This window comes from Pseudomonas tritici, assembly GCF_014268275.3.
GTDB lineage: Bacteria > Pseudomonadota > Gammaproteobacteria > Pseudomonadales > Pseudomonadaceae > Aquipseudomonas > Aquipseudomonas tritici.
Map to the genome: position 1 here is coordinate 1,221,152 of NZ_CP077084.1, position 24,243 is coordinate 1,245,394.

At 58.9% G+C, this 24,243-nt stretch carries 20 protein-coding genes; 9 read left to right on the forward strand and 11 right to left on the reverse strand.

Features of this window, described 5'->3' with window-relative positions; translation table 11 throughout:
* From HU722_RS05345 to HU722_RS05380, 8 genes are all read right to left on the reverse strand, one after another.
* Complete coding sequence (locus HU722_RS05345) at positions 1–912, reverse strand: ABC transporter permease subunit (RefSeq protein WP_010213191.1); 912 nt, start codon at positions 910–912, stop codon at positions 1–3.
* 10 nt (positions 913–922) lie between these two features.
* Complete coding sequence (locus HU722_RS05350; RefSeq protein WP_003171721.1) at positions 923–1,933, reverse strand: ABC transporter permease subunit; 1,011 nt, start codon at positions 1,931–1,933, stop codon at positions 923–925.
* Positions 1,934–2,009: 76 nt separating this feature from the next.
* Positions 2,010–3,605 (reverse strand): ABC transporter substrate-binding protein, encoded by a 1,596-nt coding sequence (locus tag HU722_RS05355; protein WP_065875130.1) that lies wholly within the window; start codon positions 3,603–3,605, stop codon positions 2,010–2,012.
* Positions 3,606–3,685: 80 nt separating this feature from the next.
* On the reverse strand, positions 3,686–5,080 hold the full coding sequence (locus HU722_RS05360) for an OprD family outer membrane porin (protein ID WP_065875129.1): 1,395 nt from the start codon (positions 5,078–5,080) through the stop codon (positions 3,686–3,688).
* Between the two features lie 170 nt (positions 5,081–5,250).
* Complete coding sequence (locus HU722_RS05365; protein WP_371905303.1) at positions 5,251–6,795, reverse strand: ABC transporter substrate-binding protein; 1,545 nt, start codon at positions 6,793–6,795, stop codon at positions 5,251–5,253.
* Between the two features lie 364 nt (positions 6,796–7,159).
* Positions 7,160–8,788 (reverse strand): ABC transporter substrate-binding protein, encoded by a 1,629-nt coding sequence (locus tag HU722_RS05370; protein ID WP_065875127.1) that lies wholly within the window; start codon positions 8,786–8,788, stop codon positions 7,160–7,162.
* Positions 8,789–9,046: 258 nt separating this feature from the next.
* Positions 9,047–10,648, reverse strand: coding sequence for an ABC transporter substrate-binding protein (locus HU722_RS05375; protein WP_065879623.1), 1,602 nt, complete (start codon positions 10,646–10,648; stop codon positions 9,047–9,049).
* Positions 10,649–10,738: 90 nt separating this feature from the next.
* Positions 10,739–11,452, reverse strand: a complete 714-nt coding sequence (locus HU722_RS05380; protein ID WP_049710019.1) for an SIMPL domain-containing protein — start codon at positions 11,450–11,452, stop codon at positions 10,739–10,741.
* Positions 11,453–11,657: 205 nt separating this feature from the next.
* Between HU722_RS05380 and HU722_RS05385 the strand changes: the two genes are divergently transcribed.
* The 3 genes from HU722_RS05385 to HU722_RS05395 all read left to right on the forward strand — a co-directional run bounded on the left by HU722_RS05385 (position 11,658) and on the right by HU722_RS05395 (position 15,298).
* Positions 11,658–12,920: an ATP-binding protein gene (locus HU722_RS05385; protein WP_065875125.1), complete on the forward strand. Its 1,263-nt coding sequence runs from the start codon at positions 11,658–11,660 to the stop codon at positions 12,918–12,920.
* Positions 12,913–13,473: a response regulator transcription factor gene (locus tag HU722_RS05390; protein WP_043048539.1), complete on the forward strand. Its 561-nt coding sequence runs from the start codon at positions 12,913–12,915 to the stop codon at positions 13,471–13,473. Before HU722_RS05385 ends, HU722_RS05390 begins: the two co-directional genes overlap by 8 nt.
* Positions 13,474–13,573: 100 nt before the next feature.
* Entirely contained in the window at positions 13,574–15,298 is a 1,725-nt protein-coding gene (locus HU722_RS05395) for an ABC transporter ATP-binding protein/permease (RefSeq protein ID WP_065890521.1), read from the forward strand.
* Between the two features lie 356 nt (positions 15,299–15,654).
* Here HU722_RS05395 and HU722_RS05400 read toward each other — a convergent pair whose 3' ends face one another.
* Entirely contained in the window at positions 15,655–16,092 is a 438-nt protein-coding gene (locus tag HU722_RS05400; RefSeq protein WP_017138275.1) for a Z-ring associated ZapG family protein, read from the reverse strand.
* A gap of 147 nt (positions 16,093–16,239) precedes the next feature.
* Between HU722_RS05400 and HU722_RS05405 the strand changes: the two genes are divergently transcribed.
* From HU722_RS05405 to zapE, 3 genes are all read left to right on the forward strand, one after another.
* The gene (locus HU722_RS05405) at positions 16,240–16,869 is read left to right on the forward strand and encodes an alpha/beta hydrolase (protein WP_065875123.1); all 630 of its coding nucleotides are present in this window, start codon (positions 16,240–16,242) and stop codon (positions 16,867–16,869) included.
* A 24-nt stretch (positions 16,870–16,893) separates the two neighbouring features.
* A complete protein-coding gene (locus tag HU722_RS05410; RefSeq protein WP_065875122.1) occupies positions 16,894–18,249 on the forward strand; it encodes a tryptophan--tRNA ligase in 1,356 nt (451 codons plus the stop codon).
* Between the two features lie 79 nt (positions 18,250–18,328).
* Positions 18,329–19,423 carry a cell division protein ZapE gene (zapE, locus tag HU722_RS05415; RefSeq protein WP_012722199.1) on the forward strand — a complete coding sequence of 365 codons (1,095 nt, stop codon included), beginning with the start codon at positions 18,329–18,331 and terminating at the stop codon, positions 19,421–19,423.
* 189 nt (positions 19,424–19,612) lie between these two features.
* Here the strand turns inward: zapE and HU722_RS05420 are convergent, their stop codons facing one another.
* Complete coding sequence (locus HU722_RS05420) at positions 19,613–20,533, reverse strand: GlxA family transcriptional regulator (protein WP_175405787.1); 921 nt, start codon at positions 20,531–20,533, stop codon at positions 19,613–19,615.
* Positions 20,534–20,753: 220 nt separating this feature from the next.
* Here HU722_RS05420 and HU722_RS05425 point away from each other — a divergent pair, with 220 nt between their 5' ends.
* A complete protein-coding gene (locus HU722_RS05425; protein WP_065875121.1) occupies positions 20,754–21,890 on the forward strand; it encodes an acyl-CoA dehydrogenase family protein in 1,137 nt (378 codons plus the stop codon).
* A gap of 113 nt (positions 21,891–22,003) precedes the next feature.
* On the opposite strand, the gene HU722_RS05430 is transcribed toward HU722_RS05425, so the two are convergent.
* Entirely contained in the window at positions 22,004–23,044 is a 1,041-nt protein-coding gene (locus tag HU722_RS05430) for an NADP(H)-dependent aldo-keto reductase (protein ID WP_065879620.1), read from the reverse strand.
* A gap of 248 nt (positions 23,045–23,292) precedes the next feature.
* Here HU722_RS05430 and rplM point away from each other — a divergent pair, with 248 nt between their 5' ends.
* Complete coding sequence (rplM, locus tag HU722_RS05435; protein WP_003171742.1) at positions 23,293–23,721, forward strand: 50S ribosomal protein L13; 429 nt, start codon at positions 23,293–23,295, stop codon at positions 23,719–23,721.
* Between the two features lie 14 nt (positions 23,722–23,735).
* Positions 23,736–24,128, forward strand: a complete 393-nt coding sequence (rpsI, locus tag HU722_RS05440) for a 30S ribosomal protein S9 (protein ID WP_003216038.1) — start codon at positions 23,736–23,738, stop codon at positions 24,126–24,128.
* The last annotated feature ends 115 nt before the right edge of the window (positions 24,129–24,243 follow it).

Consider the following 24,243-nt stretch of genomic DNA (forward strand, 5'->3'; position numbering starts at 1 on the left):
TCAGGCGGCGTTCTTGAGTTTCGGGTCCAGCGCATCGCGCAGGCCGTCACCCATCAAGTTGATTGCCAGCACGCTGAGCAAAATGGTCAAACCAGGCAGGCTCACCACCCACCAGGCGCGTTCGATGTAGTCACGGGCCGACGCCAGCATGGTCCCCCACTCTGGGGTTGGCGGTTGTACGCCGAGGCCAAGGAAGCCCAGGGCCGCGGCATCGAGGATCGCCGAAGAGAAACTCAAGGTGGCCTGTACGATCAGTGGCGCCATGCAGTTGGGCAGCACGGTGATGAACATCAGGCGTGGCAGGCCGGCGCCGGCGAGGCGGGCGGCGGTCACGTAGTCACGGTTCAGTTCGCCCATCACCGCCGCGCGGGTCAGACGCACGTAGGACGGCAACGAGACGATAGCGATGGCGATCACGGTGTTGATCAGGCCAGGGCCGAGGATCGCGACAATGGCAACGGCCAGCAGCAGCGAGGGCAAGGCCAGCATGATGTCCATCAAACGCATGATGGTCGGGCCGAGCAAGCGTGGGAAGAATCCGGCGAACAGACCCAGCAGGATCCCCGGGATCAGCGACATCACCACCGACGACAAACCGATCAGCAACGACAGACGCGAGCCCTGAATCAGGCGCGAGAGCAAATCACGGCCCAATTCGTCGGTGCCCAACAGGAACTGCATCTGCCCGCCTTCCAGCCAGGCCGGCGGGGTCAGCAGGAAGTCGCGGTATTGCTCGCTTGGGTTATGCGGCGCAACCCAGGGCGCGAAGATCGCGCAGAACACAATCAGCAACATGAACAACAGGCCGGCAACCGCGCCCTTGTTCTTGGAGAAGGCTTGCCAGAATTCTTTGTACGGGGACGGGTACAGCAGGCTTTGATCGACTGCTGACACTGGAGTAGGTGTGGTCATGGTCTTGATCTCAGCGCTGGTGACGGATGCGTGGGTTGGCGAAGCCGTAGAGGATATCCACCACGAAGTTCACCAGGATCACCAGGCAGGCGATCAGCAGAATGCCGTTTTGCACCACCGGGTAGTCCCGCGCGCCAATGGCTTCGATCAGCCATTTGCCGATGCCGGGCCACGAGAAGATGGTTTCGGTCAAAACCGCACCGGCCAGCAGCGTGCCGACTTGCAGGCCGACCACGGTCAATACCGGGATCAACGCGTTACGCAGGCCGTGTACGAATACCACGCGCGCCGGCGATAGGCCCTTGGCCTTGGCGGTGCGGATGTAGTCTTCGCGCAGTACTTCGAGCATCGACGACCGGGTCATCCGCGCGATCACTGCCAGCGGGATGGTGCCAAGCACGATGGCCGGCAGGATCAGGTGGTGCAGTGCATCCCAGAACGCGTCTGGCTCGTCAGCCAGCAGGGTGTCGATCAGCATGAAGCCGGTGCGCGGCTCGATGTCGTAGAGCAGGTCGATACGCCCGGAAACCGGGGTCCAGCCCAGGCTCACCGAGAAGAACATGATCAGGATCAGGCCCCACCAGAAGATCGGCATCGAATATCCCGCCAGGGAGATGCCCATCACCCCGTGGTCGAACAGGGATCCTCGTTTAAGTGCCGCGATCACCCCGGCCAGCAGGCCCAGGATACCGGCGAACAACAGGGCGGCCATGGACAGTTCCAGGGTCGCCGGGAAGAGGGCGGTGAATTCGGTCCACACGCTGGTCCGGGTCCGCAGCGATTCGCCAAGGTCGCCTTGGGCGAGCTTGCCGACATAGTCCAGATATTGCGCATACAACGGCTTGTTAAGGCCAAGGCGTTCCATTGCCTGTGCGTGCATCTCGGGGTCGACTCGTCGTTCGCCCATCATGACTTCGACGGGGTCGCCAGGGATCATGCGAATCAACGCAAACGTCAGCAACGTGATGCCGAAGAACGTGGGGATCAGTAACCCCAGTCGGCGGGCAATAAAACTAAACATCTTGTTGTGTACCTCAATCAGCCGGTTAGGCAGGTCCGGCGCCGTCAATAGCGACGGCGCCGAGCGTTTTTCTTATTTACTTCACCTGGGTGGTGGCGAAGTTATTGTTCGTCAGAGGGCTTTGGGTATAACCCTCGACGTTCTTGCGCATGGCGGTGAACATTTTCGGGTAAGCCATGGGAATCCATGGTTGGTCCTTGTCGAAAACGTCCATTGCTTGTTCATAGAGTGCAGCGCGTTGTGCGGGTTCAGCGACAGCGCGCGCCTTGTCGATCAAGCCTTGAAACTCTTTGTTACACCAGCGCGCGTAGTTTTCGCCGTTTTTCGCTGCATCGCAACTCAGGTTCGGCGTGAGGAAGTTATCCGGGTCACCGTTATCCCCCGCCCAACCGGCAGAAACCATGTCGTGCTCACCGGCTTTGGCGCGCTTGAGCATCTCGCCCCACTCCATGACCTTGATATTCACCTTCAGGCCAATCTGCGCCAGATCTGCCTGCATGCGCTGTGCGCCGAGCATCGGGTTAGGGTTGGTCGGGCCGCCACCGTTACGGGTGAACAGGGTGAACTCGGTGCCTTCCGGTACGCCGGCTTCCTTGAGCAGGGCGCGAGCCTTGTCGAGGTCACGCGGTGGGTTTTTCAACTTGTCGTTGAAACCCAGCAGCGTAGGTGGAAACGGGCCGGTGGCATCGACTGCGTTGCCTTTGCCGTATAGCGATTCGTTGTAGCCCTTTTTGTCGAACGCGATGTTGATCGCGTGACGCACCCGCGCGTCGCTCATGTATTTGTGGGTGGTGTTCAGGGCAGTGTAGGCGGTGGTCATCGCCGCCAGTTCATCGACCTTCAGGTTCGGGTCTTTCTTGATGCTGGGCAGGTCATCGGGCTTGGGATACAGCGCGACCTGGCATTCGTTGGCCTTGAGCTTCTGCAGGCGCACGTTGTTGTCGACCGCAATGGCCAGGATCAACGGATCTGCCGGCGGCTTGCCACGGAAGTACTCCGGGTTGGCCTTGAAGCGTACCTGGGCGTCTTTCTGGTAGCGGATGAAGATGAACGGACCGGTGCCGATCGGCTTGCTGTTGAGCTCATCGGTCTTGCCGGCGGCGAGCAGCTTGTCGGCGTATTCAGCGGAGTGGATGGCGGTAAACGGCATCGCGACATCGGCCAGGAACGGTGCTTCAGGGCGCGTCAGGGTGAAGACCACTGTGTGGTCATCAGTCTTCTCGACACTTTTGAGCAGTTCCTTAAAGCCCATGCTTTCGAAATAGGGGAAACCCGTGGCGGATTTGTTATGCCAAGGGTGTTTCGGATCCAACTGGCGTTGGAAGCTCCAGAGCACGTCATCGGCATTCAGGTTGCGCGTAGGCTTGAAGTAGTCGGTGGTGTGGAACTTGACGTCATCGCGCAGGTGGAACGTGTAGGTCAGGCCGTCGTCGCTGATTTCCCAGGACGTGGCGAGTGCGGGAACGATTTCAGTGGTGCCAGGCTTGAAGTCCACCAAACGGTTGAACATGGTTTCAGCGGCGGCGTCAGCGGTCACGGCCGTGGTGTACAGGACCGGGTCGAAACCCTCCGGGCTGGCTTCGGTGCAGACCACCAGCGGTTTGGCCGAAACGCCGATCGCCACGCTCAACAGCGCGGCAGCCATGGCGGCTTGTAGTGGAAGCATTTTCATTCAGAGCCCTCTGCAATCGATGGGACCAGACAAACGTAGACGGCGGGCTCGTCCTGAGCCCGCCGTCTACCTGGCGCTAATTAAAGGATGTTGAATGGAACAGTGGTCACCAGACGGAACTCTTTGATGCTGCCATCTGCCTGGAACTCGCTGCCACGGTGCTCAACATAGGTTGCGCGCACGGTGGTGGCCTTGAGTGGGCCGCTTTGGATGGCGTAAGAGCCGCCAACACCGTATTCCTGGTGTTTTTCGCCGTCCTGGTTCTGGATGCCGTCGTAGGCGAACTTGGCCCGACCGTTGTTGCCGGTGTAGTGAGTGCCGTCGATGCCCCAGCCACGCGCCGAGTAGATGTTGAACTTCAAGCCTGGCACGCCGTATTCGGCCATGTTGATGCCATAGGCAACCTGGAACGATTTCTCGTTCGGGCCGTTGAAGTCAGAGGTCAGGGAGTTGGCCAGGTAGATGCCGTTGGTTTCGTGCAGGTAGTCGAAGTATTCGTTACCGTTCACAGCCTGGTAGGAGAAGGTCAGGCTGTGTGCCTGGTGAGCCAGGCCCAGGGACAGGGAGTAGGTATCGTTGTCGATTTCCCCCATCTCTTTTTTGCCTTCATCGACAGTCTTGTAGTAGTTGAAACCGGTGGTCAGGGCCAGTTGCTGGGCATCACCCAGCTCGTGGGTTGCGCCGAAGTAGTACTGGTTCCAGAAGTCCTTCACGTTGGCGCCGAAGACGCTGACTTTCAGGCTTTTCAGCGGCTGGTAGTTCAGGCCCAGGGTGGACACCTTGTCGGTTTCCGCGCCATTGCCGTATTCGCTGCGGAATTTCGACAGGCTCTGTTCGGTACGTGGCGAAACGCGGTCAAACACGCCACCTTGGAACGACAGGTTGCTGAACTCTTCGCTGTTGAAACTCACACCTTCAAAGCTCGATGGCAGGGCACGGTTGCCGATGGTGTCGACGATGCCGCTGCTGAAGTTCTGACGACCGGCAGTCAACGTGGTGTTCGACACACGGAACTGCACGTTGGCCAGGCCCAGTTTGCTCCATTGGCCTACTGCATCACCGTCGGAGTCAGCCAGGGTACGGTTGGAGCCGCCCTTGATATCACGCTTGCTGCGGTCCAGGACCACGGCGTTGTACACCGCCAATTCAGTCTTGACGCCTACGGTGCCCTGGGTGAAACCCGAGCTGGCGTTGATGATCGTGCCCTGTACCCAGTTGGTACGGTTACGGTCAGTCAGCGTCTGGCCATGCTTTTTGTATTCGAAGGTGCCGCCACGGTATTTGCTTTCGTGGGAGTACCAGTTACGCGTGGTGCCGCCCAGGCTGAAGTCTTCGATAAAGCCTTTGGCTTCGCTTTGCGCGCTGGTGCCGGCCAGGGTAGTCGGAACGAAGTCCTGGCTGACGGATTCAGCGTAGGCGGTGGCCGTGATGCTGCTGATGGCCAGGGCCAGAAGCGCTTTGCTGCTCAGTTTCATGAATGAAGCTCCTTTGGTTCTCTTTTTAATGCCGGTCTTTTTTGGTGATCCGGCTATTGGGTGTGTAACTCGTTCAAGCCATTGCAAACGTTTGCCGTAGGAAAAATCCTAATAGAAGGCCGCGCGTTTGCAGCAAGGCGATGTTCGCCCTGCGCAATCCGGTTATTTTCTTATGGGGTGATACTGACGCCCGAGAACACGTTGCGGCCGAAGGGGCTCACTTTGAAACCTTCGACTTTGGTGCTTAACGGCTGGTTGACCGTCGAGTGGGCGACTGGCGTGATTGGCACCTGCTGCTTGAGCAGTTGCTGCGCCTGTTTGTACAGAACAGTCCTTTGTTCGCGGTCAGTCACGACCTTGGCTTGCTTGATCAACTTGTCGTACGCCGGGTCACACCACATGGAGTAGTTGTTCCCGCCGATGGCGTCGCAGCTATAAAGCGTGCCCAGCCAGTTGTCCGGGTCACCATTGTCGCCGGTCCAGCCGATCAGGCTGATATCGTGCTCACCGTTCTTGGTGCGCTTGATGTACTCGCCCCACTCATAGCTGACGATCTTGACCTTGAGGCCGATCTTGGCCCAGTCGCTTTGCAGCATCTCGGCCATCAGCTTGGCGTTGGGGTTGTACGGCCGTTGTACCGGCATTGCCCACAGGGTGATCTCGGTACCTTCCTTCACGCCGGCGGCCTTGAGCAGTTCCTTGGCTTTTTCCGGGTTGTAGGCGGCGTCCTTGATGCTGTCGTCGTAGGACCACTGCGTCGGCGGCATCGCGTTGACCGCCAGTTGCCCCGCGCCCTGGTACACGGCATTCAGAATGCTCTGCTTGTTCACCGCCATGTCCAGCGCCTGGCGCACTTCGAGCTGGTCGAATGGCTTGTGGCGCACGTTGTAGGCGATGTAGCCGAGGTTGAAGCCTGGCTTGGTCAGCAGTTGCAGGTTCGGGTCCGCCTTGAGGGCGTCCACGTCAGCCGGGCGCGGATGCAGGGTTACCTGGCATTCGCCGGCCTTGAGTTTTTGCACCCGCACCGAAGCGTCGGTGTTGATGGCGAAGATCAACTGGTCGAGCTTGACCCGGCTCGGGTCCCAGTACTGTTTGTTGGCCACGTAACGGATCTGCGAATCTTTCTGATAACGCTGGAATACGAAGGGGCCAGTGCCGATCGGCTTCTGGTTGATATCGCTCGGCTTACCGGTCTTGAGCAACTGCTCGGCGTATTCGGCCGACAGGATCGCAGCGAAACTCATGGCAATGTTCTGCACGAACGCAGCGTCGACCGTGTTCAAGGTCATCACCACGGTGTGCGGGTCGGTTTTCTCGACCTTGGCAATGTTCTTGTTCAGGCTCATCCCGTTGAAGTACGGAAACTCGGTGGGGTAGGCCTTGCGAAACGGGTGTTCAGGGTCAAGCATGCGGTTGAAGGTGAACAGCACGTCGTCGGCGTTGAAGTCCCGCGTTGGCTTGAATTCCTTGTTGCTATGGAATTTCACCCCTTCACGCAGGTGGAAGGTGTACGTCAGGCCGTCTTCGGAAATATCCCACTTGGTTGCCAACCCCGGCACCACATTGGTCTCACCTTTTTCAAACTCAACCAGGCGGTTGTACAGCGGCTCGGCCGCATCGTTATCGGTGGCGGTGGTGTACTGCGCGGTGTCAAAACCTGCCGGGCTGCCTTCCGAGCAGAACACCAGGCTCTTCTTGTCGGCGGCTTGGCCCATCGTGGCCACGGCCAGAAGGCTGGTGCCAAAAATTGCGGATAGAACGGTGGTATGGCGCATGACGATCCCGATCCTTGTTTGTAGTTGTCATCAGCGAGCAATCACCCTGGCGTTCGGCCAGGGGGACATCACTGATCCCACACGCAGCAAGTACCCTTCCGAGGTTGGTGCTTCTGCTGTCCTACGACGTTATGGGTCGCGGACCTGGCAGTAAATGCACCAAATCGGATTGACCTTGTAGGCAACGGAGTCACGCATCGCAGTTCGCTGCTGTAGGACGCAACGATTGCAAGCGTGGTCCGTTTCCTACGGGTCGGGCGGATGCAATAACGGCGACGTTATGCAACGTCGCCGCCAAGGCTTCTTACTTGCCGCTGACGCTCACGCCGTAGAAGGAGTTCAAGCCAAACGGGCTGATCTTGAAGTCCTGCACGGTGGTGCGCATGGGTTGATACACCGTCGAGTGCGCGATAGGTGTCATCGGGACTGCATCTTTGAGGACATGTTGCGCCTGCTTGTACAGCTCGGTGCGTTTGGCGACGTCCGATGTGGCCTTGGCTTCTTTCACGATGCCGTCGAATTTCTTGTCGCACCATTTGGAGAAGTTGTTACCCGACAGCGAGTCGCAGCCGAACAGCACGTTCAGCCAGTTGTCCGGGTCACCATTGTCACCGCTCCAGCCAATGATCATGGCCTGGTTCTCGCCACCTTTGGAGCGCTTGATGTACTCGCCCCACTCGTAGCTGGTGATTTTCACGTTCAGACCGATCTTCTTCCAGTCGTTTTGCAGCATTTCAGCCATCAGCTTGGCGTTCGGGTTGTACGGACGCTGAACCGGCATGGCCCACAGAACGATTTCGGTCCCTTCCTTGACGCCGGCTTCCTTGAGCAGCGCCTTGGCTTTCTCTGGGTCGAACTTGGCGTCCTTGATGGTGGTGTCATACGACCATTGGGTCGGTGGCATGGCGTTCACGGCCAATTGGCCAGCGCCCTGGTACACGGAGTCGATGATCTGCTGCTTGTTCACCGACATGTCCAGCGCCTGGCGCACACGCAGGTCGGCCAGCGGGTTTGGCTGGTCGCTGCCCTTGACCTTGTCCATGACGTTGTAGGCGATGTAGCCCAGGTTGAAACCGGCCTGGTGCGGCAGTTTCAGGTCCTTGTCTTCACCCAGCGCCTTGAGGTCGGCCGGGCGTGGGAACAAGGTGATCTGGCATTCGTTTTTCTTGAGTTTCTGGATACGCACCGACGGGTCGGTGGTGATGGCGAAGATCAGGTTGTCGATCTTCACATCTTCAGGTTTCCAGTAGTCCTTGTTGCCGGTGTAACGAATGTTCGAGTCTTTCTGGTAGCTTTTGAACACGAACGGGCCAGTGCCGATTGGCTTCTGGTTGATGTCCGCAGGCTTGCCTTCCTTGAGCAGTTGAGCGGCGTATTCAGCCGACTGGATCGAGGCGAAGCTCATTGCCAGGTTCTGGATGAACGCGGCGTCCACAGTGCCAAGGGTGAACTTGACGGTGTGCTCATCGACTTTCTCGATGTTCTTGATGTTGGTGTCCATCCCCATGTCCGTGAAGTACGGGAACTCAGTGGGGTAGGCTTTGCGGAACGGATCGTCCTTGTTGATCATGCGGTTGAACGTGAACAGCACGTCATCGGCATTGAAGGTACGGGTCGGCTTGAAGTACGAGGTGGTGTGGAACTTGACGCCATCACGCAGGTGAAAGGTGTAGGTCAAGCCATCCGAAGACACGTCCCAGCTGGTGGCCAACCCAGGAATCACAGCGGTGCCGCCGCGTTCGAACTGGGTCAGGCGGTTGAACATGGTTTCGGCCGAGGCATCGAAGTCTGTTCCGGTGGTGTACTGGCCTGGATCAAAACCGGCCGGGCTCCCTTCGGAGCAGAACACCAGGTTAGTCGCCGCTTGGGCGAAAGGCGCCGCGGCCATTAGGCCAGCGCTAACAATTAACGGAATGACTGCGTTTCTAAGCATGTTGGCCTCATGATTTGTTGTCATTTTTGATGGTGAGGGCGACCTCGTGAGTCGGCCTGCGGATACTTACGCAGGCGCCATACCCATTGCAAGATGCTGAACCGTTACGAGGGTGAAACAGTGGTACGAACGTACAGGAATGTCGCAATTATGAAAGTTTGTACATATTTGCGCATATTTCGAGGGTTTTTTCGGTGCAAGCAGCGCACTAAAAAAGACCAACCGAGGCGTCTAGCGCACTCGGTTGGGGCGTTGCTGTTACTTATCTAGACTCACGCCATAGAACGGCGTCAACCCGAAGGGGCTGATCTTGAAGTCTTTGACTTCCTTGCGCATGGGTTGGAAAACCGTCGAGTTTGCGATAGGCGTTATAGGTACCTGTTCCTTAAGGATTTTCTGCGCCTGTTGATACCACTTGATGCGCTGCTCGCGGTCATTGCTGATCTTGGCTTGTTGCACGAGTTTGTCGTACGCCGGGTTACACCATTTAGCGTAGTTGCTGCCCTTGACCGCAGCACAACTGTAGAGCACGCCAAGCCAGTTATCCGGGTCGCCGTTGTCGCCGGTCCAGCCATAAATCATCGCATCGTGCTCGCCGTTTTTGGCGCGCTTGATGTATTCGCCCCATTCATAGCTGACGATGTTGGCCTTGATGCCCACCTTTTCCCAATCCTGCTGGATCATCTGCGCGGACATGCGCGCGTTTGGGTTGGACGCGCGTTGTACGGTCATCGCCCACAGGTTGATGGTGGTACCGGGTGCAACCCCTGCTTCTTTTAGTAGCGCCCGAGCCTTGGTCGGGTCGTGCGGCGCGTCTTTGATGGTCGGGTCATAAGACCACTGCGCAGGGGGCAGAGCGTTCTGCGCCAATTGCCCGGCGCCCTGGTACACGGCCTTGATGATCGCCGGCTTGTCGATCGCCATGTCCAGCGCCTGGCGCACCTTGAGCTGGTCCAGCGGCGGGTGGGTCACGTTGTAGGCCAGAAAGCCCAGGTTGAAACCGGCTTGCTGCAGCACGCGCAGATTCGGGTCCTGCTTCATCACTTCGATATCGGCGGGGCGCGGGTAGCCGCTGACCTGGCATTCGCCGGCCTTGAGCTTTTGCAGGCGTGACGCGGCATCCGGGGTAATGGCGAACACCAGGTTGTCGAGTTTCACCTCTTCGGGCTTCCAATACTGTTTGTTGGCCACGTAGCGGATCTGCGAATCCTTCTGGTAGCGCTTGAACACAAACGGCCCGGTGCCCACCGGCTTCTGGTTGATGTCGGAGGCTGTGCCTTGTTTGAGCAGTTGCGCGGCGTACTCGGCGGATTGCACCGAAGCGAAGCTCATGGCCAGGTTCTGCACGAACGACGCATCGACGTTGTTCAGGTTGAAGCGCACGGTGTGTTCGTCGAGTTTGTCGACGCTCTTGATCGTGGTGTTCAAGCCCATGTCGGTGAAGTACGGCGACTCGGAAGGGTAGGCTTTGCGAAACGGGCTTTCGGCATCCAGCAGGCGATTGAAGGTGAACAGCACGTCATCCGCGTTGAAGTCGCGAGTAGGCGTGAAGAAATCCGTGGTGTGGAACTTGACGCCATCGCGCAGGTGGAAGGTATACGTCAGGCCGTCCTTGGAAACATCCCAGCTTGTCGCCAGGCCAGGTTCGACTTCGGTGCCGCCGCGCTTGAACTGGGTCAGCCGGTTGAACACGGTTTCGGCAGATGCATCAAAATCGGTGCCGCTGGTGTACTGGCTGGGGTCGAAACCGGCGGGGCTGGCTTCGGAGCAGTAGACCAGGGTGCTGGCCGCCTGGGCCAACGGCATAAAGGCCAGCAGGCCTGCGGCGAGGAGGAGCGGTTTTAAGGCGATTCTTTCCATGGAGACCCCTGAAGTGGCAGGCATACATAAGCTGCCCAAACGAAAACGACGCCACCGAGGGTAACGCCGTTCAGGTTTGTCAGGTAGGGGTCACTGCATCTGCACTTCGATCACGCCATCGGCACTCATGGTGACTTGGCTGGTGCCGGCTTCTACTTCCGGTGTCGGTGCCGAATCGGCCATCGCTGCCTTCATCATCATGCCGCCACGGGCATAAGGCATTGGGTAACCGTTGGTGTTGAAGTTCAGGTTGACGATCTTGTAGCCCTTGCCGCCCAACGCATCGGTGGCCAGTTGCGCGCGTGCCTTGAAGGCGGCAACCGCATCCTTGAGCAGCGCATCTTCACTGGACTTGCGCGTGGCGTCGGCGATGGCGAAGTCCATGTTGTCCATCTTCAGGGTGGTCAGCAGTTCGCCGGTGAGCTTGGACAGCGCCGGGAAGTCCGCGCTTTCCAGGCGCAGTTCGGCACGCTCACGCCAGCCAGTGATCTTCTGGTTCTTGTTGTCGTAGATCGGGTAGCTGTTGCGGCTGCCTTGGCGCAGGGTCACGGCTTTGACTTCGCGGGCCTGGCCGAGGGCCTTGTTCATCGTTTCAGTGATTTCGGCGGCGAGCTTGGCCGGGTCGCTGTTCTGGGATTCGGTGTACAGCGTGACGATCATCTTGTCGCGAGCCACTTCCTGGCTGGCCTCGGCGCGCAGGGAAATCTGGTTGTAATGCAGCTCATCGGCGGCCAGGGCCGGAAGGCTGGCCAGGGCGCTGACGCTGAGCGTGATAACGGCTGCACTGCGAGTGAAACGAGACATGAAAGCTCCTTGGAATGTTCGTGTTCGGTAAGACTGTAGACGATGGCGTTGGGTTCTTCGGGTTTACACATTAGCTACAAGTTGCGGCGACGCCGACGAACGGTCATTTGCCCGGCCTGCGGCAAAGAGCCACACGCGCCGTGCCAGCCTGCCGGCTTCGTTTATACTCCTGCCGATCCGCCTGCAGCGCTCACCGGGAGAGCTCATGCTCGCCGCCGTAAAACTGACTTCCGCCACCCGCCAGAACCTCTGGCGCCTGACGTTCATCCGTACCCTGGTACTGGCCGCACAGGCCGGCTCTGTCGGGCTCGCCTATTGGTTCGACCTGTTGCCGCTGCCATGGCTGCAATTGGGCGTGACCCTGGGTTTCTCCATCGTGCTCTGTGTGTTTACCGCCATCCGGTTGCGCACCACGTGGCCGGTGACCGAGCTGGAATACGCCCTGCAATTGGCGTGCGACCTGTTTATCCACAGTGTGTTGCTGTATTTCTCCGGTGGTTCCACCAATCCGTTTGTTTCTTATTACCTGGTGCCACTGACCATCGCCGCCGTGACCCTGCCGTGGCGCTATTCGGTGGTGCTGTCGGGCATCGCGTTGACGCTGTACACCTTGCTGTTGGCGCGCTTCTATCCGCTGCAAACGTTCCCGATCGCGCGGGAAAACCTGCAGATCTACGGGATGTGGCTGAGCTTTGCGCTGTCCGCTGCGGTCATTACGTTCTTCGCTGCCCGCATGGCCGAAGAACTGCGCCGCCAGGAAGAACTGCGCGCCATTCGCCGTGAAGAAGGCTTGCGCGACCAGCAGTTGTTGGCCGTTGCCACCCAGGCAGCCGGCGCCGCCCATGAGCTGGGCACACCCTTGGCCACCATGAGCGTGCTGCTCAACGAAATGACCCAGGACCATCACGACCCGGCGTTGCAAGAAGATCTCGGCGTGCTGCGTGAGCAGGTCAAGCAGTGCAAGCAGACCCTTCAGCAGTTGGTACGCGCCGCCGAAGCCAATCGCCGCCTGGCGGTGGAGATGCAGGACGTGACCCAGTGGCTCGACGAAGCCCTGAACCGCTGGCACCTGATGCGCCCCGAAGCCAGTTACCGTTTTCATCTGCTGGGGCAGGGCAGCGTGCCGCGCATGGCGCCGCCACCGGATTTGACCCAGGCCCTGCTCAACCTGCTGAACAACGCCGCTGACGCCTGCCCCGAAGGCCTGGGCGTACAGTTGGACTGGGATGCCGAAAACGTGACTATCAGCATTCGTGACCACGGCGCGGGTGTGCCGCTGGCGATTGCCGAGCAGATCGGTAAACCGTTCTTTACCACCAAGGGCAAAGGCTTCGGCCTCGGCCTGTTTTTGAGCAAGGCCAGCGTGACCCGCGCGGGCGGCTCAGTGAAACTCTATAGTCATGAGGAAGGCGGTACGCTCACCGAGCTGCGCCTGCCCCGTGTCGCACGAGGAGATATCGATGAGTGACGAGATCCAAGTCGAAGGCGAAGAACTGCCGCACCTGTTGCTGGTAGATGACGACGCCACGTTTACCCGCGTGATGGCGCGTGCCATGAGCCGTCGTGGTTTCCGCGTCAGCACCGCAGGTTCCGCCGAAGAGGGCCTGACCATCGCCCAGGCCGACCTGCCGGACTACGCTGCGCTCGACCTGAAAATGGACGGCGACTCCGGCCTGGTGCTGTTGCCCAGGTTGCTGGAACTCGACCCGGAAATGCGTGTGGTGATCCTCACCGGTTACTCCAGCATTGCCACTGCGGTCGAAGCCATCAAGCGCGGCGCGTGCAACTACCTGTGCAAGCCGGCAGACGCCGACGACGTTCTGGCCGCCTTGCTGTCCGAGCACGCTGACCTCGACACCCTGGTGCCGGAAAACCCGATGTCGGTGGACCGCTTGCAGTGGGAGCACATCCAGCGCGTGCTGACCGAGCACGAAGGCAATATATCCGCCACTGCCCGCGCCCTGGGCATGCATCGCCGCACCTTGCAGCGTAAGTTGCAGAAGCGCCCGGTACGTCGCTGAACCTAAGCTGAACAGTCTGCTTCAGGCCGCACAGGCGTATGAACCGATCACCTATGATCGGTTCATACGCCTGTGACCTAATCCCTACCGAGCCTGAACGATGAATCAGAACGCTGAGTACTCCGCGGTCAACGACGCGGTGCGTGGGCAATTTTTACGGCGGGTGTGGGGGCTGATCACGCCTTATTGGCGCAGCGAAGAGAAGGGCAAGGCCTGGCTGCTGCTGTTGGTGGTACTGGGGCTTTCGCTGTTCAGCGTCGCTGTGTCGGTATGGTTCAACAGTTGGAACCGCGACTTCTACAACGCCCTGGAGCACAAGGACTACGACGCCTTCACCCATCTACTGATGTACTTCAGCGTGATTGCGGTGGTGGCAATCGTGACCGGTGTGTTCACCTCCTATTTGCAACAGATGCTCACCATCCGCTGGCGCCGCTGGCTGACGGAAACCTACTTTGCCCAATGGTTGAGCCACAAGAATTACTACCACCTGGAATACGGCGGCTACACCGATAACCCCGACCAGCGTATCTCCGAAGACCTCAACGCTTTTACCAGCAGCACCCTCAACTTGGGGCTGGGTTTTATCAGCAACCTGGTGAGCCTGGTGTCGTTCTCGGTGATTCTGTGGGGCGTGTCCGGCAGTATCGAAGTGTGGGGCATCACCATTCCCGGCTACATGTTCTGGGCGGCGCTGGTTTATGCGGTGGTCGGCAGTTGGTTGACCCACTTGATTGGTCGAAAACTGATCGGCCTGAGCAACCGTCAACAACGGTTTGAGGCCGACTTGCGTTTCAGCCTGGTGCGGGTGCGCGAAAACGCGGAAAGCATCGCGCTGATCAATGGCGAGCGCAACGAACACCAGCAATTGAGTGCGCGTTTCGGGCGGGTGTGGAGCAATTTCTGGAGCATCATGCAGCTCAAGAAGCGCCTGAATTTCTTTACCAGTGGTTACTCCCAGATCGCGATTATCTTTCCCTTTGTGGTCGCGGCGCCGCGTTATTTTTCCGGCAAAATCGAACTGGGCGTACTGATGCAGGTGGCCCAGGCGTTTGGCAGTGTGCAGGGCAGCCTCAGCTGGTTTGTCGACGCCTATACGATGCTGGCCAGTTGGCGCGCCACCTGTGATCGTCTGCTGAGTTTCGACCAGGCCATGCACGACAACGAAAACCGCACCATGGGCATTGGCTTGCAACATCAAGGCGGGGATTTGCAGGTCAAGGACCTGAGCCTGGACCTCGCAGACGGCCGCCATCTGCTGCAGAGCGCCGACCTGGTCGTCGCCGAAGGTGAGCGCGTGATGCTCAGCGGTCGTTCCGGCAGCGGCAAGTCGACCTTGCTGCGGGCTATGGGCAACCTGTGGCCCAACGGCCACGGTAATATTCGCCTGCCGGCCGAGCGCTCTTTGTTCCTGCCGCAAAAACCGTACTTGCCGATTGGCACGCTGAAGGCGGTGTTGAGTTATCCACAGGACGACAGCGCCTACCCGGCAGAACGTTATGCACAGGTCCTCGAGACGTGCCGTTTACCCCATCTGGTGGGTCGTCTGGACGAAGCCAACCACTGGCAGCGCATGCTCTCCCCGGGCGAGCAGCAGCGCCTGGCCTTCGCCCGTGCGTTGTTGTATGCGCCGCAATGGCTGTACATGGACGAAGCGACGTCGGCTATGGATGAAGAGGATGAGGCAACGCTGTACCAAACGTTGATTGATGAGCTGCCGGGGCTGAGCATTGTCAGCGTGGGGCATCGCAGCAGCCTCAAGCGTTTCCACGGGCGGCATGTGCGGATCGAAAGCGGGCGCTTGCAAGAACAACCATTGGCGTAAGGTCTTGCACTGTTCAGGTGGGAGCTGGCTTGCCTGCGATAGCCATAAGTATCTACACATCTTGAGGGAGCCCTCTGCGTAGCAGCTGTCGAGCCCCGGCGAGGCTGCGTCAGCGGTGTGTCAGACAGCCCGCAAACGCAGCCTCGCCGGGGCTCGACAGCTGCTACGCAATTTCACTTTGAAGATGTGTAGATACCTATGCTGCGATAGCGGTGTGTCTGCCAGCGGATGTGCCCACTGACCCACCGCTATCGCAGGCAAGCCAGCTTCCACATTTGATTGATGTTGTTTGTGAGACTCACAAAAAAGCCCGGCTGATCATCGATCAGCCGGGCTTTTTATTGTTTGAAGACGAGTTACTTCTTCAGACCGTAATGCTCATCCAGCATGCCAGGGGCGTTCGGCGTTTTTGGCGCGTAGTCCCGTGGAGGCTCCTGGTTTTCCCGCGGCGGGGTCAGGCGCTCCCGTGGCGCTTGCGGTGCATCGGAATGCAACGCGGCCAGCAGACGCTGACGGGTAATATCGTCGAGAGCCAGGCGGTTGGCACCATCGGCGAGGTGGTCCTGTACTTCCTGGTAGCTCTGGGTGAGCTTCTTGACCAAGGTCGCGGTGCTGTTGAAGTGGGTAACCACCTCATTCTGATAACTGTCAAAACGTTCCTGAATGTCATCCAACTGACGCTGCGTGCGGTTAGGCGCGGCATTCGGCAGCAGGCGAGCAACCAGGAATCCAATGGCGACACCGGCAACCAGGGCAAGAGTCGGCAACAACCAAACTAAGAGCGAGTGTTCCACGAGTCCTTCCTCTATAAACGGCTTTGCTTTACGTTAACGGCTCAAACCTGCGCTGTATACCGCGATTAAGCTCGCAATGATGCCATGCACAGACTTTTAGCTAGACGAGTCGACCCATTGAGAGGTCACGGAGTTCATCTCTTGCTCATGCGTGAAACCCCCGTTTTGATCGATGGCCCGGTAGGCCAATTGGAAGCCCTGTACCTGGATCACCCCGAGCCGCGTGGCTTGGCGCTGATCTGCCACCCTAACCCGGTGCAGGGCGGGACCATGCTTAATAAAGTTGTGTCGACCCTGCAGCGCACTGCCCGCGATGCTGGATTGATTACTTTGCGTTTCAATTACCGTGGTGTCGGCGCAAGTGCCGGCACCCACGACATGAGCACCGGTGAAGTGGACGATGCCGAAGCGGCTGCCAACTGGCTGCGGGAAAAACACCCCGAGCTGCCGATCACCTTGCTTGGTTTTTCCTTCGGTGGCTACGTCGCTGCCAGCCTCGGCGGTCGCCTGGAAGCCAAGGGCGAAAAACTGTCACATCTGTTCATGGTGGCCGCTGCGGTGATGCGCTTGAGCGACAACGACCTGCTGCCCCAGGGATGCCCATTGACCCTGATCCAGCCTGAAACCGACGAAGTGGTCGACCCACAACTCGTCTACGACTGGTCTGCCGCCCTGAAACGCCCCCATGAGCTGCTGAAAGTGGCAGAATGCGGACACTTTTTTCATGGCAAGCTCACCGATCTCAAGGATCTGGTCCTGCCGCGCCTCTCGAATTGATAGCAGTCTGATAAGCGATAACCCATGACGACTCGTACCCGTATTCTCACCGGCATCACCACCACCGGCACGCCGCACCTGGGCAACTACGCCGGTGCAATCCGCCCGGCGATCCTTGCCAGCCAGGACGCCAATGCCGATTCCTTCTACTTCCTGGCCGACTACCACGCCCTGATCAAATGCGATGACCCGCAGCGCATCCAGCGTTCGCGTATGGAAATCGCCGCGACCTGGCTGGCCGGTGGCCTGGATGTAAACCGGGTGACGTTCTATCGCCAGTCCGACATCCCGGAAATCCCCGAGCTGACGTGGCTGCTGACCTGCGTGGCCGCCAAGGGCCTGCTCAACCGCGCCCACGCCTACAAGGCCTCGGTGGACAAGAACGTGGAAACCGGCGAAGACCCGGACGCCGGCATCACCATGGGCCTGTACAGCTACCCGGTGCTGATGGCGGCGGACATCCTGATGTTCAATGCGCACAAGGTGCCGGTCGGCCGTGACCAGATCCAGCACGTGGAAATGGCCCGCGACATCGGCCAGCGCTTCAACCACCTGTTTGGCAACGGCAAAGAATTCTTCACCATGCCTGAGGCGTTGATCGAAGAAAGCGTCGCCACCTTGCCGGGCCTGGACGGCCGCAAGATGTCGAAAAGCTACGACAACACCATCCCGTTGTTCACCAGCGCCAAGGACATGAAAGACGCCATCTCGCGGATCGTCACCGACTCCCGCGCGCCAGGCGAAGCCAAGGATCCGGACAATTCGCACCTGTTCACCTTGTATCAGGCGTTTGCCAGCAAGGCCCAGGAAGAGGAATTCCGTGCCGAGCTGCAGCAAGGCCTGGGCTGGGGCGAGGCGAAAAGCCGTCTGTTCCAGCTGCTGGATGGCCAGTTGGGCGAAGCGCGCGAGCGCTACCACGCGCTGATGTCGCGCCCATCGGACATGGAAGACCTGCTGCTGGTCGGCGCCAAAAAGGCCCGTGCCGTGGCAGCGCCGTTCCTCGCCGAGCTGCGTGAAGCCGTTGGCCTGCGTTCGTTTGTCGAGCAAGCTGCGGCGCCGGTCGCTGCGAAGAAGAAAGCCGCAAAAGCCGCGCGCTTCGTGAGCTTTCGCGAAGACGACGGCAGCTTCCGCTTCCGCCTGTTGGCCGCCGATGGCGAGCAATTATTGCTTTCGCGTCATTTTGCCGACGGTAAAGCCGCAGGTGCCGTGACCAAGCAACTGCAAAACGGTGACGCGCTGGATGTGCGCCCTGAGGCCCTGAGCTTCAGCGTATGGCTGGACGGTAGCGTGGTGGCGGACAGCGCCGAGTTCGCCGACGAAGCGTCCCGCGATGCCGCCATCGCCGCGCTGCGCGTCGCGTTGACCCCCCTCGAGGATTAACCCGACCAAGGGTTGATTGCCATTATCCAGGGCCGTCGTTACAGTGACGGCCCGTTTTTGTTGCCTTGCTAACGAAATTATGACGCCCCTAGAACGATATCAAGCTGATTTGAAACGCCCTGAGTTCTTCCATGACGCGGCCCAGGAAACGGCAGTGCGTCATTTGCAGCGCCTGTACGACGACCTGGTCGCGGCCTCGCAAAGCAAGCCAGGGATGTTCAGCAAGCTGTTTGGCAAAAAAGACCACACGCCGGTCAAGGGCCTGTATTTCTGGGGCGGCGTGGGCCGTGGCAAGACCTACCTGGTGGATACGTTCTTCGAAGCGCTGCCGTTCAAGGAAAAGGTGCGGACGCACTTCCACCGCTTCATGAAGCGTGTGCACGAAGAGATGAAGACCCTGCCGGGCGAGAAAAACCCGTTGACCATCATCGCCAAGCGTTTCTCTGACGAGGCGCGGGTGATTTGCTTCGATGAATTTTTCGTCTCCGACATCACTGATGCCATGATCCTTGGCACGCTGATGGAAGAACTGTTCAAGAATGGCGTGACGCTGGTCGCCACCTCGAACATCGTGCCTGACGGTTTGTACAAGGACGGCCTGCAACGCGCACGCTTCCTGCCGGCCATCGCGTTGATCAAGCAGAACACCGAGATCGTCAACGTCGACAGCGGCGTCGACTACCGCCTGCGCCACCTGGAGCAAGCGGAGCTGTTCCACTTCCCGCTGAACGAAGCGGCCCATGAAAGCCTGAAAAAAAGCTTCCGTGCGCTGACGCCGGAATGCACCCAGGCGGTGGAAAACGACAAGCTGATGATCGAGAACCGCGAAATCATCGCGCTGCGTACCTGCGATGATGTGGCTTGGTTCGAGTTCCGCCAACTGTGCGACGGCCCGCGCAGCCAGAACGACTACATCGAACTGGGCAAGATCTTCCACGCGGTGATCTTGAGCGGCGTGGAGCAGATGAGCGTGACCACCGACGACATTGCGCGACGCTTTATCAACATGGTCGACGAGTTCTACGACCGTAACGTCAAGCTGATCATTTCGGCGGAAGTCGAGCTGAAGGATCTGTACACCGGTGGACGTTTGAACTTCGAGTTCCAGCGCACGCTGAGTCGTTTGTTGGAAATGCAGTCCCACGAGTTCCTGTCGCGCGGTCACAAACCGTAAACGAGAGTTCGAAATGAAAAAGGCCCGCAGCGATGCGGGCCTTTTTTCATGCGATCTTCTGAGCAATGCAGATCAACTGTGGGAGCCGGGCTTGCCCGCGATGGCGGCGTGTCAGTCACTTATTTACTGACGGATGTACCGCTATCGCAGGCAAGCCAGCTCCCACATTAGCGTTGTGTTTGTCTTGGCTTACGCAGCCTGCTGGAACTGCTGGCGATACTGGTTCGGCGACAGTTCGGTGTGCTGCCTGAACAGCCTGGCAAAGAAACTCGCATCGTCATAACCCACCTCATAACTGATGGTTTTGATGCTCTTGCGGCTGCCCGAGAGCAGTCCCTTCGCCGTCTCAATCCGTAACCGTTGCAGGTAATGCAGCGGCTTGTCACCCGTGGCGGTCTGGAAGCGGCGCATGAAATTGCGGATGCTCATGCCGTGTTCCCGTGCCACATCTTCGAAGCGGAATTTGTCGGCGAAATGCTCTTCGAGCCAATGCTGGATCTGCAGGATGATCACGTCCTGGTGCAGCTTCTGCCCGCCAAACCCGATGCGTCCAGGTGCATAGCTGCGTTGCACTTCGTAGAGGATGTCGCGGGCCACGGCCTGGGCGATGTTGGCGCCGCAGAAACGCTCGATCAAGTAGATGTAGAGGTCGCACGCCGAGGTGGTGCCGCCAGCGCAATACAGGTTGTCGGCGTCGGTGAGGTGCTTGTCCTGGTTGAGCTGGACCTTGGGGAAACGCTCGCTGAAGGCGTTGAAGAAACGCCAGTAGGTAGTCGCCTCCTTGCCGTCGAGCAGGCCGGCTTCCGCCAGCCAGAACACCCCGGTGGCTTCGCCGCACAACACCGCACCGCGGGCGTGTTGCTCGCGCAGCCACGGCAGCACTTGAGGGTAGCGCGCGCACAAGGCGTCGAAGTCATCCCAGAAGGCCGGTAATACGATGATGTCGGCGTCTTCCAGGCCGCCGTCCACCGGCATGATCACATCACTGAAGCTGCGCACCGATTGCCCGTCGGGGCTGACCAGTCGGGTCTCGAACGCAGGGGTCAGGCCCTGGCCCAGTTGCTTGCCGTAACGCAGGCTGGCGAGGTGGAAGAAATCTTTGGCTTGCATGAGGGTTGAAGCGAATACCCGATCAATGGCCAAAATGCTGACGCGCCGCAACGGCGTGGAGATTTGGTTAGACATAATTTCATTTATTCTTATAGGGGAAAGTGGTCACCAGACGGCTGGATCGTCTTATTTTTTGTCGCATGTGTCCAGTGTCCCGTGATGCCTTCGCGGCATAGTCTCTGTGGGTTCGTCTTTGTCCGACAATCCACGCAGGTGACCCATGATTCCCAGAACCTTGTTCAGCCCGGAACACGAACTCTTCCGCGAAAGCGTGCGTACCTTCCTTGAAAAAGACGCCGCGCCGTTCCATGGGCAATGGGAGAAACAGGGCTACATCGACCGCAACTTGTGGAGCAAGGCGGGGGAGGCGGGGATGCTGTGTTCCCATCTGCCGGAGGAATACGGCGGGCTGGGCGCGGACTTTTTGTACAGCGCGGTGGTGATCGAGGAGATCAGCCGGCTGGGCCTCACTGGCATCGGTTTTTCCCTGCACTCGGATATTGTGGCGCCCTACATCCTGCATTACGGCAGCGAGGCGCTGAAGCACAAATACCTGCCCAAGTTGATCTCCGGCGAGAGGGTCACGGCTATTGCCATGACTGAACCGGGGGCGGGTTCCGACCTGCAAGGGGTCAAGACCACGGCGGTGCTGGAGGGCGATGAGTATGTGATCAACGGCTCCAAGACGTTTATTACCAATGGCTACCTGGCCGAGTTGGTCATCGTCGTCGCCAAGACCGACCCCAAGGCCGGTGCCAAGGGCACCAGCCTGTTCCTGGTGGACGCCGACACACCGGGCTTCGCCAAGGGCAAGCGCCTGGAGAAGGTGGGCATGAAGGCCCAGGACACATCGGAGCTGTTCTTCCAGGACGTGCGTGTGCCCAAGGAAAACCTGTTGGGCCAGGCGGGCATGGGCTTCGCGTACTTGATGCAGGAGTTGCCTCAGGAGCGATTGACCGTGGCGATTGGTGCCCTGTCATCTGCTGAGGCCGCTTTGCAGTGGACGCTGGAATACACCCGCGAACGCAAGGCGTTCGGCAAGGCAATTGCGGATTTCCAGAACACCCGCTTCAAGCTGGCGGAGATGGCCACCGAGATTCAGATCGGCCGCGTGTTTGTGGACAAGTGCATGGCGTTGCACCTGGAAGGCAAGCTGGATGTGCCTACGGCAGCGATGGCCAAGTACTGGGCCACGGACTTGCAGTGCAAGGTGCTCGATGAGTGCGTGCAGCTGCACGGCGGCTACGGCTTCATGTGGGAATACCCGATCGCCCGGGCCTGGGCGGATGCGCGGGTGCAGCGGATTTATGCGGGGACCAATGAGATCATGAAGGAGATTATTGCGCGGGCGCTTTGATCTTGTGGTGCTTTTGACGTCGCCAGCGCAGGCAAGCCAGCTCCCACATTTGACGGTGTTCACAAATCAAAATGTGGGAGCTGGCTTGCCTGCGATAGCGATCTAACGATCAATCAAGGCGCCGGATTCGGATGATCCTTCTGAATCGCCTCAATCCCCTCCAGCACCTCTTTCGACAGCTTCAGATCAGCACTGGCAATGTTGCTGTCCAGCTGCTCCAGGCTTGTCGCCCCGATGATGTTGCTGGTCACAAACGGCTGCTGCGTGACAAACGCCAAGGCCATCTGCGCCGGGTCCAGACCATGCTCCCGAGCCAGCGCCACATAACGGCTGCACGCTGCTTCCGACTGCGGGTTGAAGTAGCGGCTGAAGCGGCTGTATTCCGTCAGGCGCGCTTTTGCAGGGCGCGCGCCGTTCTCGTACTTGCCGCTGAGCATGCCGAACGCCAGTGGCGAATACGCCAGCAAACCGCACTGTTCACGAATCGCGACTTCCGCCAAACCCACCTCGAAACTGCGGTTGAGCAGGTTGTACGGGTTCTGGATCGACACCGCGCGGCTCCAGCCACGGGCTTCGGCCAGGGCGAGGAATTTCATGGTGCCCCACGGCGTTTCATTGGACAGGCCGATGTGGCGGATCTTGCCGGCCTTCACTTGCTCGTCCAGCGCTTCGAGGGTTTCCTCCAGCGGGGTGAGGTCGTCTTCGTCCTTGTGCTTGTAGCTCAGTTGGCCGAAGAAGTTGGTGCTGCGCTCCGGCCAGTGCAGTTGGTAAAGGTCGATCCAATCGGTTTGCAGGCGCTTGAGGCTGGCATCCAGGGCTTCGACGATGTGCTTGCGGTTGTGGCGCAGGTGGCCGTCGCGGATGTAATCAATGGTGTTGCCGGGGCCGGCAATCTTGCTGGCAAGGATCCAGTCGGCCCGGTCGCCACGGCTTTTGAAGTAATTACCGATATAGCGCTCGGTGGTGGCATAGGTGTCGGCCTTGGGCGGCACCGGGTACATTTCTGCGGTGTCGAGGAAGTTGATCCCCGCGGCCTTGGCCCGTTCGATCTGTGCGAAGGCCTCTGCCTCGCTGTTCTGCTCGCCCCAGGTCATGGTGCCCAAGGCTATCGCGCTCACGTTCAGATCCGTACGGCCCAGCTGTCGATAATCCATTGGGTACTCCTTCAGGGAAAACAATCATAAAAGCAGGTTGAATTTTTTTTCGCAATCTGCATAATTGCCCACCTCTTTCTGCAGTGGAAGTGATGCGCCGTCTGCCGAAGAATCTTGCCGTTGAACGGACGCGCCGACCCGAGCCCCCGATAGCGTCTGTATCCGGCTGCCTTTGACTTGTCAAAGTACGCACTATTCAGTAAGATCCGCCGTCTAATTTACAGGGCGGCCCCTGAGGCTATTAAAGAATGACAACTTTTACTGCAAAACCGGAAACAGTTCAGCGCGACTGGTTTGTCGTCGACGCCGCTGGTCAGACCCTGGGTCGTCTGGCCACTGAAGTCGCCAGCCGTCTGCGTGGCAAGCACAAGCCTGAGTACACCCCTCACGTTGACACCGGTGACTACATCGTGATCATCAACGCTGAGCAGGTACGTGTTACCGGCAACAAAGCGCAAGACAAAATGTACTACCGTCACTCCGGTTTCCCAGGCGGTATCAAGTCTTCGAACTTCGAAGGTCTGATTTCCAAGAAGCCTGAAGCCCCGATCGAAATCGCGGTCAAAGGCATGCTGCCGAAGGGCCCACTGGGTCGCGATATGTTTCGCAAGCTGAAAGTCTATGCGGGCGCTGTACACCCTCATGCTGCTCAGCAGCCCCAAGAACTGAAGTTTTAACGGAATAGTTCATTATGTCGGCGACTCAAAATTACGGCACTGGCCGTCGCAAAACCGCAACCGCACGCGTTTTCCTGCGTCCGGGCACTGGTAACATCTCGATCAACAACCGCACTCTGGAAAATTTCTTCGGTCGCGAAACTGCCCGCATGGTAGTTCGTCAGCCGCTGGAACTGACCGAGACCGTTGAAAAGTTCGACATCTACGTCACCGTTATCGGTGGCGGTGTAAGTGGTCAAGCTGGCGCAATCCGCCACGGTATCACTCGCGCTCTGATGCAGTACGACGAAACCCTGCGTGGCGCTCTGCGCAAAGCTGGCTTCGTGACTCGCGATGCCCGTGAAGTTGAACGTAAGAAAGTCGGTCTGCGTAAAGCGCGTAAGCGTCCGCAGTACTCGAAGCGTTAATTCGCTTTACGTTCCACAAAAGCGCCCAGCCTCCTCACGGAGCTGGGCGTTTTTTATTGCCTGCGATTTATGCATAAAAATCGCCGTGACAACTTGCCACATCCGTAGACCCCCT